This window comes from Kribbella pratensis (genome assembly GCF_004366075.1).
In the GTDB taxonomy this organism is placed as follows: domain Bacteria; phylum Actinomycetota; class Actinomycetes; order Propionibacteriales; family Kribbellaceae; genus Kribbella; species Kribbella pratensis.
This window is the reverse complement of record NZ_SODU01000002.1, coordinates 537,550-552,213: the sequence shown is the minus strand read 5'-3', so window position 1 is coordinate 552,213 and position 14,664 is coordinate 537,550. Positions and strand designations below refer to the sequence as shown.

General features: G+C 68.3%; 15 protein-coding genes. 6 read left to right on the top strand and 9 right to left on the bottom strand.

Features of this window, described 5'->3' with window-relative positions; all coding sequences use genetic code 11:
- Positions 1 to 29: 29 nt before the first annotated feature.
- Entirely contained in the window at positions 30 to 488 is a 459-nt protein-coding gene (locus EV137_RS17680) for a group II truncated hemoglobin (RefSeq protein ID WP_133783664.1), read from the bottom strand.
- A gap of 12 nt (positions 489 to 500) precedes the next feature.
- On the bottom strand, positions 501 to 1,421 hold the full coding sequence (locus EV137_RS17675) for an aminoglycoside phosphotransferase family protein (RefSeq protein ID WP_375372038.1): 921 nt from the start codon (positions 1,419 to 1,421) through the stop codon (positions 501 to 503).
- Positions 1,422 to 1,448: 27 nt separating this feature from the next.
- Between EV137_RS17675 and EV137_RS17670 the strand changes: the two genes are divergently transcribed.
- From EV137_RS17670 to EV137_RS17655, 4 genes are read left to right on the top strand one after another with little or no spacing between them, the layout of a single operon-like run.
- On the top strand, positions 1,449 to 1,682 hold the full coding sequence (locus tag EV137_RS17670) for an antitoxin VbhA family protein (protein ID WP_133996799.1): 234 nt from the start codon (positions 1,449 to 1,451) through the stop codon (positions 1,680 to 1,682).
- A 3-nt stretch (positions 1,683 to 1,685) separates the two neighbouring features.
- Positions 1,686 to 2,465: a Fic/DOC family protein gene (locus EV137_RS17665; RefSeq protein ID WP_134130030.1), complete on the top strand. Its 780-nt coding sequence runs from the start codon at positions 1,686 to 1,688 to the stop codon at positions 2,463 to 2,465.
- Positions 2,466 to 2,511: 46 nt separating this feature from the next.
- Positions 2,512 to 3,219, top strand: a complete 708-nt coding sequence (locus EV137_RS17660; RefSeq protein ID WP_134130029.1) for a hypothetical protein — start codon at positions 2,512 to 2,514, stop codon at positions 3,217 to 3,219.
- Positions 3,220 to 3,258: 39 nt separating this feature from the next.
- Positions 3,259 to 4,311 (top strand): hypothetical protein, encoded by a 1,053-nt coding sequence (locus tag EV137_RS17655; RefSeq protein ID WP_134130028.1) that lies wholly within the window; start codon positions 3,259 to 3,261, stop codon positions 4,309 to 4,311.
- Between the two features lie 5 nt (positions 4,312 to 4,316).
- On the opposite strand, the gene EV137_RS17650 is transcribed toward EV137_RS17655, so the two are convergent.
- The 3 genes from EV137_RS17650 to EV137_RS17640 all read right to left on the bottom strand — a co-directional run bounded on the left by EV137_RS17650 (position 4,317) and on the right by EV137_RS17640 (position 6,827).
- Complete coding sequence (locus tag EV137_RS17650; RefSeq protein ID WP_133996787.1) at positions 4,317 to 5,129, bottom strand: siderophore-interacting protein; 813 nt, start codon at positions 5,127 to 5,129, stop codon at positions 4,317 to 4,319.
- 71 nt (positions 5,130 to 5,200) lie between these two features.
- Positions 5,201 to 5,770: a hypothetical protein gene (locus tag EV137_RS17645; protein ID WP_134130027.1), complete on the bottom strand. Its 570-nt coding sequence runs from the start codon at positions 5,768 to 5,770 to the stop codon at positions 5,201 to 5,203.
- A 19-nt stretch (positions 5,771 to 5,789) separates the two neighbouring features.
- Entirely contained in the window at positions 5,790 to 6,827 is a 1,038-nt protein-coding gene (locus tag EV137_RS17640; RefSeq protein WP_134130026.1) for a hypothetical protein, read from the bottom strand.
- Positions 6,828 to 7,008: 181 nt separating this feature from the next.
- Here EV137_RS17640 and EV137_RS17635 point away from each other — a divergent pair, with 181 nt between their 5' ends.
- Positions 7,009 to 9,600 carry a P-loop NTPase family protein gene (locus tag EV137_RS17635; protein ID WP_134130025.1) on the top strand — a complete coding sequence of 864 codons (2,592 nt, stop codon included), beginning with the start codon at positions 7,009 to 7,011 and terminating at the stop codon, positions 9,598 to 9,600.
- Between the two features lie 3 nt (positions 9,601 to 9,603).
- On the opposite strand, the gene EV137_RS17630 is transcribed toward EV137_RS17635, so the two are convergent.
- Both EV137_RS17630 and EV137_RS41775 read right to left on the bottom strand, forming a co-directional pair.
- Positions 9,604 to 10,722 (bottom strand): endonuclease, encoded by a 1,119-nt coding sequence (locus EV137_RS17630; protein ID WP_238175392.1) that lies wholly within the window; start codon positions 10,720 to 10,722, stop codon positions 9,604 to 9,606.
- A gap of 161 nt (positions 10,723 to 10,883) precedes the next feature.
- Positions 10,884 to 11,015, bottom strand: a complete 132-nt coding sequence (locus tag EV137_RS41775; protein ID WP_255517806.1) for a hypothetical protein — start codon at positions 11,013 to 11,015, stop codon at positions 10,884 to 10,886.
- A 53-nt stretch (positions 11,016 to 11,068) separates the two neighbouring features.
- On the opposite strand from EV137_RS41775, the gene cysS reads away from it, so the two are divergent.
- A complete protein-coding gene (gene cysS, locus EV137_RS17625) occupies positions 11,069 to 12,535 on the top strand; it encodes a cysteine--tRNA ligase (RefSeq protein ID WP_202871026.1) in 1,467 nt (488 codons plus the stop codon).
- Positions 12,536 to 12,546: 11 nt separating this feature from the next.
- On the opposite strand, the gene EV137_RS17620 is transcribed toward cysS, so the two are convergent.
- Positions 12,547 to 13,671, bottom strand: coding sequence for an aminotransferase class I/II-fold pyridoxal phosphate-dependent enzyme (locus EV137_RS17620; RefSeq protein WP_134130023.1), 1,125 nt, complete (start codon positions 13,669 to 13,671; stop codon positions 12,547 to 12,549).
- 75 nt (positions 13,672 to 13,746) lie between these two features.
- Positions 13,747 to 14,529 carry a PrsW family intramembrane metalloprotease gene (locus tag EV137_RS17615; protein WP_133996769.1) on the bottom strand — a complete coding sequence of 261 codons (783 nt, stop codon included), beginning with the start codon at positions 14,527 to 14,529 and terminating at the stop codon, positions 13,747 to 13,749.
- Positions 14,530 to 14,664 lie beyond the last annotated feature (135 nt).

Below are 14,664 nucleotides of genomic sequence, written 5' to 3'. Positions count from 1 at the left end.
CTACCCAACCAGAAGACCGCCGACGCCTGTCAGGGTTGGTACGGCGGGGCCTCGCCCCAGCCCCAGTGCGGGACCGGGGCCTTCGGGGGCGGGGTTGCGCCGGGCTGGGAGTTGGCCAGGGCGATCCGTGTGCCCCACTCGACGTACGCGACGAAGGCCGAGCGGAACTCCGGGTCGTCCGGGAGGCCGGCGGGGTCGGCGCTGCTCGCGATCAGGGCGGCCCAGCGCGACCGCTGTTCCTCGGTCAGGCCGAGGTTCAGGTGGTGCGACAGCATCGCCGGGTAGCCGCCGAGCTCGTCGGTGTAGCGGCTGTGGCCGCGGAACACCTCGCCGAGCCAGATCGCCACGTGCTCACGGTGGTTCTCGCTCATGTGCGCGAAGACCGGTGCGAGGATCGGGTCCTCGAGCACCTTGTCGTAGAACACCTCGGTCAGCCGGCGCAGCGCCTCGTGCCCACCGGCCCATTCGTACAGCGTCGGGGTAGTCACGTAATCATGTAATCACACGTAGAGGGCATCGGACACCGCCTTCAACTCCGCTTCGATCCGGGTAGCGCCGTCGGCGGTGAACCACAGCACGTTCTGCAGGATCCGCCCTGCCGTCCACCCGAGCGCGCGATCCCGGTCGATGCCGGTCACCTCGAGCATCAGGTCGAACCGGTCGCGGATCGCCTGCGAGAGGTCGCCGGTCGCCACCAGATCGTCCCACCGGTTCCACACCGCCGGCATGAGCTCGAACGCCGGGTCGCCGGCCAGCGGCTTCGGGTCGATCACCAACCACGGCTGCCGCTTGGCCGCCATCACGTTGTAGTAGTGCAGGTCCCAGTGCAGCAGGCGATCACCCGGTTCCGGCAGCAGCTCGGTCACCTGCGCGACATACCTCCAGGCCAACGCCTGTTCGGCCGGGTCCGCGAGCATCGGGATCACGCGGGGCGCGTCCTCGATCATCCCGGCGGCAATGTCCGAGAGGTGGCGGATGCCGGGCGGGGCGGGTACGGCGCTCAGGTGGTTGAGGAGCTCGGCGAGGATCCGGGTCGCCTCGACGTCGTCCGGCAGGTCGTCGAGGGTTCGCGGTTCGAGCCGTTCCAGCAGCAGCGTCGACGTCTCCGGGTCGTCCTCGTACACCTCGACGACGTCGTCGTGATTCCACGTCCGCAGCGCGAGCGCCTCACTCTCGGACTCGTCGTTGACGCTCTGCAGCTTGAGCATCGCCTCGGTGCCGTCACGCCGTACGACGGGGAGGATGAGCGACGCCTCGCCGCTCAAGGGGTCGCCGGACACGGTCAGCTGCCACTCATCGACGTACCGCTCGACCGCCGCGGGCAGCCCGGCCAACCAGTCGGAGGCCTTCGCACTGTGGTTCCGGACGAGCTTCGCGGGAATCTCGATCACCCTCGGCACAGTAGGTGATTCACGGGGGATGCGCCTGGATTTTCGTAGACTGGAGGCATGGCCGAGGAGCTGGATATCGAGGACCGCTGGCCCGAGCTGTTCGCCCCGCTCGACGACGTGCAACGCCGTGCCGTTCTGCAGTCCCTCGCCAATGCGTGGCACGAAGGCTGGGAGCCGAACCGCGAGGACGTCGAGAATCTCGCCGACCGCGCCCGCGGTGTCATCGACAAGGACGAGTACCTGCGCCGCGCCCAGGCCGCCGCCCGCCGCCGCGCCGCGGACCAGGGCTGAGCGATGGCACAAGACCCCTATGTGTACCCGCCGCCCCACCACGAGACACTGCAGAACAAGTTCGGCCAGCGTGACAAAGACCTGCTGAAGGACATGGAGTACACCGCGGTGGCGGACCGCCAACGCGAACTGGAGTCCGGCGAGGTGGAGATCCCGCGGACGTACGACGCTCAGCACGTGCAGGCGATCCACGCGCATCTCTTCCAGGACGTCTACGAGTGGGCCGGCCAGCGCCGTACGGTCGAGCTGAGCAAGAGTGGTCCGGGCGGGTTCGCACCTCTGGGTCAGATCGCCCGCTACCTGGACGATGCCGCCACAATGATCGAGTCCGCCGACTGGGCGTCGATGGACCTGGACCAGTTCGCGCAGAAGGCGGCGGAGGTGCACGCCTACGTGAACCAGGCCCATCCGCACCGGGAGGGCAACGGGCGCGCGGCCAAGGTGTTCATGCAGCAGGTATCGGAGCTGTCCAACTACCAGCTCGACTTCACCAAGTGCCCGCCCGACGTATGGAACCAGCGGTCGATGCTGACCGACCCGGATCTCGGCAAGTACGAACCGGTGCCCGACATGATGGTGCCGGTGTTCAAGCACATCGCCGAGCCACGACCGGGCGGACCGACCAGGACCATGATCTCGTCGGATTTGAAGGAGGCCCGGCGGGTCGCCGGGCTCGATCCGACCGAGGCGGCGGCACGGACCACGAAGTCACAGGGCGCTGCCGGCAGCCAGCGCCGGAGTACGACGCGCGGCCGGTCCGGGCAGTCGACCGAGCGGGGCTGACGCCCGGACAGTAGGTGCGTCGGCAGGGATGTGCTTGGGTTCTCCCGTGGAGAGCAGGCTTCGGCGGGTGCAGCGGATCGTGGCGGGGATTTACCTGGGGATCCCGGCGGTGCTGCTGGTGGTCGTCGCGGCGATCGCGTCGACGGGTACGCCGGCGGCGTGGATCGGCTGTGTCGTGCCGATCGGGATGCTGGTGATCGGGTTCGTGCTGCGGCGGCGGCATCGGTACCAGCCGCGGTGGTGGCTGGGCGTCGCCGGGTTGTTCGGCGGTCTGACCGGTCTGACGGTGACCCTGTTCCCGTTGGCGGTCGGGGTCTGGTGGCCGGCGATCCTCGCGCTGCCCGGCCTGATCCTCGGGATCGTCGCCGGCCTGGCTCTGGCGCGCGCCGCCGACCGCGCGCTGCTGGTCCCGTTCGACCCCGAGCTCGCCGGTACGCCGTACGAACTGGTCTTCCGGCTCCGTGGCATCCCGCTCGCCGCCGTCCTCGTCGGCGCGGACTCGGTCACCGTCCAGTCGCACCCGGTCCCACGCGCCGCACACCAGTTCCGCACCTATCCGCTGACCGCGATCACCGGCACGTACGAGTTCTCGCTCTCCGGCTCGGAGCGGCTACGCTTCCCGATCGCCGTGACCCACGCAGTTGCCAGCCAGGGCCCGGCCGTGATCCTGCAGGCGAACGGCGAGGACTGGGTTCTCCCCACGAATCAGGCCGGCACGCTGATCGACGTACTCACCGAACGCCGAGGTAGTTGAGGTCTAGTCAGCTTCGCCGCGGAGTGCCACGCTGCTTACATGTGGGGGCACAGAGTGGTTGCGGCGCTGGTGGCGTCGGCAGTGGTGGGGACCGGGATCACGGCAGCTGACGCTGCGGTGGACCCCAAATTGACGGTCACGAGCGTCACAGCTGACCGGACGACGATCGCGGTGTCGGGGCTGAACACCGTCCCGGTGAAGCTGACCGTCGCGGCGAAGTACGACACGGCCAATCCGGACGACAACAACCTGGTGCTGCTCGTGTACATCAAGCGGATCAGTGGGACCGGCCCGATGAGCCAGCTGCTCTCGACCGACCTGCCGCGCACCTCCGGCACGGTGCAGAACGGGGTCTGGTCCGGCCCGGTGCACATCCCGTCCACCGCGAACGGGACCTACAAGGTGTACGGCGTCTCGTACGGCCCCTACTTCACCTGGCAGGCAGGCGGGATGCTGCCCGACCCGACACCGGTCGACGGCCCGACGCTGACCATCACCGGCACGCATCAGCCGAAGGTCACCGCGAAGGTGACACCCGCGGTGGTGCCGTTCGGCCCGAACTACACGATCACCTGGGCGATCACCGACCGGACGACCGGTAAGCCCTACGGCACTCGCGTCCGGGCCCTGCTCGGCGTCGACAACCAGTGCGCCGAGGAAGCCGGCGGGGCCAACGTGCTGACGACGACAGGCGGCCTGGTCTCGTACTCGTACCCGTCCAGTGCCGGCGAGTCGATCAATTGCCTGCGGATCAAGAGCACCCCGCTCGACATCACCGGTCTCGGTCTCGCGGTCATCCGGCCCGGCGTCGTGTCGGCCGTGCCGTCGAAGACGAGCGCGACCGTCGGCACGATCGTGCCGGTCAACGGCAGCGTGCTCGGGCCGGCGGCCTTCTGCCCGGTCCTGCTGCAGCGCTTGTACGGCGCTTCGCAGTGGCGCGGTGTCAGCACCGCCAAGACGCGCCAGAGTGGGCGCTACACGGTGAGCGCGCAACCGGCGTACAAGGGTCTGATCCCGTACCGGGTCTACTTCCCGAAGTGCGGCAGGTACCTTGTGGGCGTCAGCCGGGTGTTCTACATCCGAGGGCTCTAGGAGCGTTACCGGCGGGCGGTCTCGGCCTTTTCCGCCTGCCAGCCGTCCTCGTTCTTGCCGAGTCGCCAGTAGCCGGACAGCGAGACGTTGTCCCGGCTGAGTCCACGGTCCTGGAACAGGTTCTTGCGGATCCGGAACACGAATCCGGCCTCGCCGTGCACGAACACGTGCGGCGTACCTTCCGGGAAATCGAGGGCCTCGACGGCTGCGACCAGACCGTCGCCGCGTTCACCGTCGGAGGCCGAGCGGTGGAACCACTGCACGTCGGCCTCGCCCGGGCCGCCGAACTTCTGCTCCTCGGTCTCGTCCGCCACCTCGATGAGGACGGTCGCGCGCGCACCCGGCGGCAACTGCTCGACCGCGGCGCCGATCGCCGGCAGCGCGCTCTCGTCACCGACGAGCAGATGCCAGTCGGCTGCCTCGTCCGGCGCGTACGCTCCGCCGGGACCGTTGAACCACAGCACGTCGCCCGGCTGCGCCGACGCCGCCCACGGACCGGCGATGCCCTCGTCACCGTGGTGGACGAAGTCGATGGTCAGTTCCCGCGTCGCCTCGTCCCAGCCGCGGACGGTGTAGGTCCGCATGGTCGGCCAGTGCTCGGCCGGATACGTCTCCCGCACCAGGCCCATGTCCAGCGGCTCGGGGTACTCGACGCCGTCCTTGCAGAACAGCAGCTTCACGTAGTGGTCGGTGAAGCCGTTGTCGGCGAAGTCGTCGGAGGTGAACACGACCCGGATCATGTGCGGGGTGATCCGCTCGGTCCTCAGGACGACGGCGCGCTTGCAGACGCGGTTACGGCGGGGTGCGGGGCTGGTCACTCGACCACGGTCCTCTCGGGCGGATAAGTTAGGTCAACCTAACTCAGCCTAACTCACCCGCCCAACGAGGATCAGGCTCCGCGGATGGAGAAGGTCTTGCTGACGCCCGCGACGTACGGCCGGCACGCCGGGAAGTGGACGCGGTACGGGATCAGGCCCTTGTACGCCGGTTGCGCGTTGAGCGTGAAGCGACCGGACGCCCGGACCGCGCCGGAGCCGACGGTCCGCCACTGCGACGCGCCGTACAGCCGCTGCAGGTGGACCGGGCACTTGTACGGACCGCCCCTGACCGAACCGTTGACCGGAACGATCGTGCCGACCGGTGCGCTCGCCTTCGACGGTGCCGCGGACACGACCGCCGGCCGGGCCGGGACGAACGAGAGCCACCCGTTCTCGGCCGGATTGCCCGGCAGCAGCAGGCAGGTGATGGGTGTGATCGACACGCCCGGGTACGACTTCGTCACGACGCCGTTGGTGTCGGTCAGGTGCGTGTAGCCGGGACCGAAGTACTCGACGCAACCGCTGTTGGTCTTCAGTGCGACCCTGACCCGGCTGCCGTACGGCTTGCCGGTCTGCGCGTCGGTGACCGCCCACCTGATCGAGTACGGCTGGTTGAACGGCACCACCTTCGGCGTCACCACCGCCGTGATCTTCGGCTGATTACAGCCCTCGGATGTAGAAGACCTTGCTGACGCCGGCCTGGTAGTTGTAGCACTTCGGGAAGTAGACGCGGTACGGGATCAGACCCTTGTACGCCGGTTGCGCGTTCAGCGTGAACTTTCCGCTGTAGGACCGGATGCTGCCCGCGGGGCTGACCGTCTTCCACTGCGTGGCGCCGTACAGCCGCTGCAGATACACCTTGCACGCGGACGGCGCCCCCTGGACGACGCCGTTCACCGGGACGATCGTGCCGACCGGTGCGCTGGTCTTCGACGGCGTGGCGGTCACGATGCCGGGCCGTGCGACGCCGAGTCCCAGTCCGCCGATCGACGACGGGTTACCCGGCAGCAGCAGGCAGTTCACCCATTGGGCGTCCGAGGCCGGGTAGGACTTGGTCACCACACCGCTCGTGTTGGTGAGATTCGTGTACCCCGGGCCGAAGTACTCGGCGCAGGTGTTGTCGGTCCCGAGGACGACGCGGACCTTGCTGCCGTACGGCTTGCCGGTCTGCGCGTCGGTGACCGCCCACGTGATCGAGAAGCCGGAGCCGAACGGCACCACCTTCGGGGACACCGACGCGGTGATCTTCGGCTGGTGCGTCCCGGTGACCGCGAGCGAAGGACCGGCGTACGCCGTCGGGTCCGTCATGCTCCCGCTGCCCGGGAAGAACGGCCCGGTCAGTACGCCGGTCACCTTGAACGTGCCGTTCGCCGTCGACGGGACCTGCAGCGGTCCGCTCCAGGTGCCGTTCGCGAGCCGCGGCAGGTTCGTGGAGAACAGCGTCCGCTCCTGGCCGGTGCCGCCGGTCCGCTCGAGGATCACGTTCACCGGCGTGCCGGCGTCGGCGCCGTACGTTCCCTTCACCGTCACCGTGACCGGCACGGTGTTGAGTCCGCTGACCGCGACGCTGGTCTTGTTCAGCGTGATCGAGTCGATCTTGAGGTCGGGGTCGGGCGCGGCCTGGGCCGCCACCGCCGGGAAGACGGCCAGCAGCAGCGGTGCCGCGAGCAGCGCAGCGAGCACTCGTCCGGTTCTCATGCACTGAGGGTGACAGCGGTACAGGCCGCTTCCAAGCATTTCGGCTCAGGTGTGCGCGATCGGGTCGCGGTCTGTAGACCGGTTGCCGCCGACCCGGGATTCAACTTCCAGGAGGCCAGTGTTAACCGCTAGGTAACTCACCGACCGTGTCGGGGACCGCTACGGTCCGCACGCTGTCCCAATGAGCCAGGTCTTCGGAGCCGACGGGCGACCGGCGTACTTGATCACGCGCACGGACCAGCTCGGTACGCCGCTCTCGTTGAGCGGCGTGCTGCCGGAGAGCAGAGCGATCCTCTTCCAGGGCGCGCCCGGCATGGGCAAGACCACCGAGCTGAACCGGGTGGAAGATCTGGCCGAACTGCACGGCTGGACCACGATCAGGGTGACCGCGTCCGAGAACATACCGCTCGAGCACCACCTCACCACCGCGTTCCGGAAGAAGCTCGAAGACCTGCAGGACCGGTTCGGCAAGCGCCGGGTACGTGGCCTCAGCAGGACGGTTCGTGACCTGACCGAGAGCGGCCGCAACACCCGATGGGGCTGGGAAGCGCGGCTCGGTGGCGGCCCCGTCCCGGTCGAGTTCGTCGGTAAGCGCGAGAAGGACACCACCGCGCACGACAAGCTCGGCACCACACTGAACGACTTCGCCGACGAACTCGGCCGGATCGCCGGCCACGAGAACGAGCCGATCCTGCTGCTGATCGACAAGATCGACGCGGCGTCGGAGCACGACCAGGCAGGCGTCAACGACCTGGCGATCCATCTCGAGGAAATGGATCGCCCGGTGTGGCTGGTCGTCGCCGGCGGCACGAAGTCGACGAGTTCGCTGATGCACGCGTCCCGGCGGATGTCCGGCATCGCCACCACGATCACCAACCAGTTCAGTGTCCGCGAGCTCGAGCCACTGTCCGACGCGGATCTCGCGGTGTCCCTGACCGAACCGCTCGACGCCGCGGACATCCCGTACGAGCACGACGGCATCGACGTACTGGTCCGGGCCGCCAACGGCAACCCGAGCCAGCTGCGGAAGTTCGCCCTGGCCGCTGTCGCGATGCGGGACCCGGAGCGCGGGATCACGGCGGCGGCCGCGGAAGCGGCGACCGTCAAAGTCTGGACGGACTCGGAACACAGCTACCAGAGCAGGTGGAACCAGCCGGAGACCACGCACGCCCAGAAGGACCTCCTCGCCAGAGTCGCGGCGCAGGGAACGAACGGTCTGTACATGCCGCCCCAGACCCGTCCCGATCTGCCGGACGAGTGGCAGCAGGTCGACAGGGCACGCCAGGAACTCGTCGCCCGCGGAATGCTCCGCGAGCACGACGGCCAACTCGTGACGATCCCCGACAAGGGGTTGCGGGACTGGGTCAACACACACCTCGACCAGACACCGGCGCCCGCCCGCAGCCCGGAAGCCGGCCGGCCCGCTGCCAACCTGGCGCCGGTACATCTGGCCGGGGACCGCGCCGCGGTCAACAGGGTGTTCGGCGCGTCCGGTCAGCTCGTCGAGCAGATCGACCGCAAGGACAAGAACGGCCGGCCGATCTCGCTCGAACAGGCACTCCCGATCGGAACAACGGTGCTGTTCACCGGCCCTCCCGGAATCGGGACCAGTCACGAGTTGACCCGGACCAAGGCGCTGGCCGACCGGGAAGGCTGGATCTCGATCCGCTTCAGCGCCTCGCGCCGCGAGTCGGTGGAGTCCAGGATCATTCGCGCCGTTCAGAACGAGCTGGACACCTTCAAGCGGCGGTATCCGGCCGACCAGGTCAAGGAGCTGAAAGAGATCCTGAACCGGATGGCCGTCCGGACCAAGAACTCGATGAACACCGCGCAGCTCCGCGCCGGTCTCGCGCCCGGGCCGAAGATCGGCGTCCACCGGGCCTGGGAAGGCGTCACGAAGGACTCGGTCGGTCGCACCTTGAGCGAGCTCGGCGAACAGCTCGGCAAGATGGCCGGGCCACGCCGCGAGCCGATCCTGCTGATGGTCGACAACCTCGATGCCGCGTCGGACACCGACCTCGTCGCCCTGACCGGGCTGTCGGCCACCCTGCACGAGAACCGGAAGCCGGCCTTCCTGATCGCAGCGGGCGGCAACCAGATGGAGTCCCGGCTGCTGTCGGCATCGGGTGGCCGCTCCGGGACGGAGACCGAGCTGAAGCTCGACGTCCGCGAACTGGTGCCGATGAACACTGATGAGATGCGCAAGGCACTTGTCCGGCCGCTGTCCAAGGCCGGTATCCGGTGTGAGCCGGGTGCTGTGGACAAACTGGTGGAGGGCGCACAGGGCCACCCGAGCAGGCTGCGGACGCTGGCCGGCGCGGCCCTCGAGCTCGTTCAGCCCGGCCAGAACACCATCACCACCGAGATCGCCGTGACAGCGGCCTCTCGGCTGAACACGCGATCCCAGTCGCTGTACGCCGCCGCCTGGGCCAACTGCTCGAACCACGAGATGGCGTTGCTGGCGAAGACCGCGGCGCACGGGACCCACGGCGTACCGATCCCGTCCCGGACCGACAGTCCGGATCGCTGGGACCTCGACAACGCGTCCAAGACGCTGATCTCACGCGGCTTGCTGACCCGCACCGACTTCCGGATCCACGTCACCGACCCAGGCTTCCAGGACTGGGTACAGACCCGGCTCGGCACATCTACTGCGCTGTCCGGCATCGCAGCACCGGTCAGGCCCCAGGCGCAGCTCACGACGAACCGAGGGCGCACCGTAGACCACCGGCCCGCCCTCGGCGCGAAACAAGACGTTCAGCAGAACCGCTGACCCCTACGGCCAGATCGACGCGACCCACTCCGGGTGATCGATGAACGGGTTCCGGTTGTGCTGGAACTGGCTGTAGATGACTTCGTTGCGGTTCTTCTCGAAGGCGTCCGGCGGGTCGGCCGCGGCCCAGGCCTTCAGCACCGAGACCTTGCCGATGTACGGCGCGGTGCCGTTGCTGACGGAGTCGTTCAGCTCGAGGTTCGCGAACCCGTCGTCGCCCTCGTAGCGCACGGCCATGTAGAAGATCATCCGCGCGACGTCACCGCGGACCGCCGCACGGGGCGCGAACGAATCCGAGTCCGCCGTACAGCCGGAGCACTGGGCGACCGACGTACCGCCGTTGTCGAAGTCGAGGTTGCCGCGGGCCGAGTTCACCGTCACGTCCTCGGGGCGGAGGTGGTGGACGTCGGTGCCCGGGCCGGTCGCGGTCCCGAAGTCGCCGTGCGACTTGGCCCAGACGTGCTCGCGGTTCCAGTCGTCGGCGTCGCCGCCGTTGAGGGTCTTGCTGATCGAGCGACCGGAATAGATCTCGATGACGTTGCTGCTGTTGTTCGGGTCCTGGTCGGTGACCTTCAGCGCGTCCCAGACCTGGTCGTAGGTGAGCTTGGTCTGGCTCGAGATGATCGTGTGCAGCGCGGACTTCAGCGCCGCCCCGGTCTTGCCCTCGGCGCCGGCGTAGTAGTCACCCGGATCCGGGCCCGGGTCCGTGCCACCACCGCCGGTGAAGGCTGTCGCGTTCTTCAGGCCGGGATGCGAGAAGTACGCCGCCAGCGTGCCGGTGACGGTGATCTGCTTGCCGAGCAGGCTCGGGTTGCTCTGCAGTCCGTACGACGCGCGGAACGCGGCCGGGATCTGGACGTAGAGCATCGACGACGTACTGGTCTGGGACGCCGAATCGGCGAGCGCCAGCGCGTAGTCGTTCGGGAAGTTGCTGCGCACAACGGTGCTGGTGGCGGTCGGCTGGCCGACCACGTACCCGGTGACCGAAGCGGTCGAACCGTCTTGGCGGCCGATCGCCGTGGCGACCGTGATCGAGGTGGCGGCACCGGCCGGCGTGATGCCGAATCCGAGCAGGGCCAGTACGGCGGTGACGAGCAGCGCCGGACGCAAGAGTCGGGACACGGCTACTCCCAGGGGCGGTTGGGGACCGGACGCAGGTCAGTCTGCCCAGGATGCCGAGCCGCCGAACATCCGGCATGCAAACACTTGATGAAGAGTTGAACCGGTGGGGCGGTGAACGGGTGAGTGCCGCTCACCACCCCACCTGGGTGAATGGGCCCCCATCAGGCCGAGACGCACAGCCGCAGCCCGCTCTGCCCACACACCAGCGAGGCGCCACTGGCGGGCGGCACCTCACCGTCGAGGTCGGCGTGGGACGGACGCCGTTTACGGACCGTACTCACTTCAGCACGCATTGTCCATGCCTTCGCCGGAGCCATCTCACACTCCGACCGGTAGCATCGCGCGGGTGACCGTGCCGTTGCGACTTTTCAATTCACTCGGACGCCGGGTCGAGGACTTCACCCCCGGCACAGACGGCATCGTGCGGCTGTACAGCTGTGGCCCGACGGTCTACAGCTACGCGCACATCGGCAACCTGCGGGCGTACACGTTCGCGGACACCTTGCGCCGGGCCCTGCTCTGGAAGGGCCTGCAGGTCGAGCACGTCATCAACATCACCGACGTCGGTCACGCGGTCGCGGAGGCCGAGCTCGGCGAGGACAAGCTCGAGGTCGCGGCCGCCCGGGAACGCCGGTCGGTCGAGGAGATCGCGGCGATGTACACCGAGGCGTTCTTCGCCGACCTGACCGCGCTGAACATCCTGCCCGCACACCACTATCCGCGTGCCACCCAGTACGTCGAGCAGATGATCGCGTTCGCGGAACGCCTCGTCGAGCGCGGCTTCACCTACGAGATCGAGTCCGGACTGTACTTCGACACGTCGAAGGATCCGACGTACGGGCAGCTCGGTCTGATCGACGTCAGCGGTCAGCTCGAGGGCGCGCGTGTCGAGGAGGTGCCCGGCCGTAGGGCGAAGACCGACTTCGCGCTGTGGCGCGCGGAGGCTCCGGGGCAGCTGCGGGCGATGCGCTGGAACTCGCCGTGGGGCTGGGGAGCACCCGGCTGGCATCTCGAGTGCTCGGTGATGAGCATACTGCTGCTCGGCGAGCACTTCGACATCCACACCGGCGGCGTGGACCACCGGCAGTTGCACCACGTCAACGAGATCGCCCAGAGCGAGGCGTACCTCGGCGACGGGCAGCCGTGGGTCAAGTTCTGGCTGCACAACGAGTTCCTGCAGCTCGGCTCGGCGAAGATCTCGAAGTCGGCCGGTCACATCCTGACCGTCAGCGACCTGGCCGAGCAGGGATTCCATCCGCTCGCGTATCGGCTGTTCCTGCTCGGTGGTCACTATCGCGCTCAGCTCGAGTTCACCATGGCCGGACTCGACAGCGCCCAGTCCACACTGCGCCGGTTGGTCCGCCGTACGTCGTCACTCGGTGAGCTGCCGTCCGTGACCACAGCGGACGAGGCTCGCGCGGCGGCCGGTGACGACGCGGCGGCCATCGCCGTGATCGACCAGATCGACGACGCGATCAGCTCGGACCTCAACACACCGCGCGTCCTCGCGTTGCTGCAGGAGTCGCTGCGCGATCAGGCGCTGTCCGAGGCGGGTCAGCGGGCGGTCGTGGCCGCGTGCGCCGCCGTACTCGGGCTGCCCTTCGGCCAGCTCACCCCGGCTGACGTCGAGCCGGTTGCGACCGGGCTGCCGGAGCTCGACGAGGCTGCGGTCGATCAACTGGTCGCGGACCGCGAGGCCGCTCGGGCCGCTCGGGACTGGGCCCGCGCCGACGCCCTGCGTGCGGAGCTGACCGAGCTGGGCGTTCAGGTCACCGACACCGCCGACGGCCCGACCTGGACCCGCATCAGCTGAGCAGCCAACGTTCACCGCCGCTTTTCCAGCCAGTCGGACCAGACCGCCAGAGCTTCGTCCGGCCCGCTCCGACCGAGCCCGACCCGGAAGCGATCCGTCGGCGTCGCGGTCAGCGCGGACGAGTAGATGCTTGCCGGCAGCAGCAGTACGCCGGTCTGCTCGACCAGCTCACTACACATGGATTCGACACCGTCAGCGCCGAGGTAGCGCGGATAACAAACGCATCCGCCGTCCGGTGCGGTGAACTCGAACAGCTCCGGGTACCGCCCGAAGAACTCGCCGAACAGCGGCAGATTCCGCGCGGCTATGCCCCGGTTGCGCTCCAGGATTCGGTCCCGGGCGCGCAGTGCGATCAACGCGAGGACCTCACTCGGCCCCGCGTTGCAGATCGTCGTGTAGTGCTTCGCCCGTTCGAGCCGATCCAGGACGGCACGGTCGCGGCAGGCGACCCACCCGATCCGCAGGCCCGGCAGCCCGTACGCCTTGGACATCACGTTGAGAGAGATCGCCGTACCCGAAAGATCTGTTGCCTGGGGCAAAGGATCCGCTTCGAGGCCGCGGTAGACCTCGTCGGAGAACAAGATGATGCCCCGCTCGTCGCACAGCTGGACTAGTCGCGACCAGGCGTCCGGTGAGGGGAGTGCACCTGTCGGGTTGTTGGGGAAGTTGACCGACACGAGCCGGGTGTTGGGGCGTAGGGCAGCTGCTGTCGCGTCGACGTCGAGTGCCCAACCTTCACCGGACTGCAGTGATACCCCAGTCACGTCACAGACGGACAGTGGGATGGTTTCTGCTGCCTGGTAGTTGGGGGTGAGGACGACGGCGTGGTCCGTGGGGTCGAGGAGGGTGCGCATCGCCAGATAGATCGCCTCTTCGGCGCCTGCGAAGCACAGGACGTCTTCGGGCTCGACCTCGGCGTACGTCGACGCGATCGCTTCGCGCAGCGCCGGCAGACCGCGGGTTTCCGTGTAGCCGAGGGCCAGCGACTCCCACCGCTCGCGACCGTCGTCGTCGGCCATCGCCAGCAGTTCGGACATCGGCAGCGTCTGCGCGTCCGACGCGGTCAGGTGGTAGCGCGCGCTGAACTCCCAGCGCGCGAAGTACGTCTCCAGGCGGAAATCAGGCAGGGTCGGCATGCGGTTCCTTCCGGGCTTGACCGAGCAGCTGGTACAGCGCGGAGCGAGAGATCCGCAAGGGGCGAGCGACCGCGCTCACGCTGGAGCCGGGACCTCGGCGCGCTGGGCGCGCTTGAGACCGTAGAGCAGGAGGCCGATCGAGATCGCGCCGACGACGGCGTAGGTGATGCGGCCGCCGATACCGTCCCAGGTGGAGTGCAGCGCGACGGCCAGTGCGTACATTCCGAGGAAGCCTGCGAACCGCTTGCGGGTCGGCTCGAGCACGAACCGCCACAGGCCCCAGCAGGTCAGACCGGTCCAGGCCGCGTGCCCCGCCGGTGAGAGCAGGCCGCGGATGAACAGCGTCTGCTCGGCCGCGCCGACGTTCCCGTTCGACTGCAGCAGCGCGACGAACGCGTAGCCCATCGTCTCCAGTACGGCGAACCCGGTGCCGACCGCGACCCCGATGACGATCCCGCGCCCGATCGACGTCCGGTACCGGTGCCCGAAGAACACCACGAGGATCGCCGGTACGACGAGCTTGGCCGCCTCCTCGATCAACCCGACACCGACCATCGGCAGCGTCCCGAGCCGGCGCATCGCGTCGTACTCGAGCAGGCCCGCGACAACGACCCCGACCACCCCGCCGAACAGCAGGCAACCGCCGAGCGTCGGCCCGTCGATCAGCCAGCGCCCGGACCGGCCGGCGGCGAACGTCACGAAGGTCAGCGGTACGACGAGTGCCCCGAGCAGGATCATCGTCGGGAACAGATTCGGATTCCCGGTATCGGTCAGCACCGCCAGCACGGCCAGATACAGCCCCGCTCCGATCAGAAACGTCCCCACCCAGGCCCACCGGCGTACCAGCTGTTGTGTCATGCACTGAATGGTGCCGGTTGCTGTCCTCATTGCGCCATGTCGCAGGGACGGCAGTGGTGGACAGGGCGGATTGCTGTGACCTGATTGCAAACTCTCACTGAAGAAGAGGTGTGCCTGCCCCAAACCTCTCGAAGG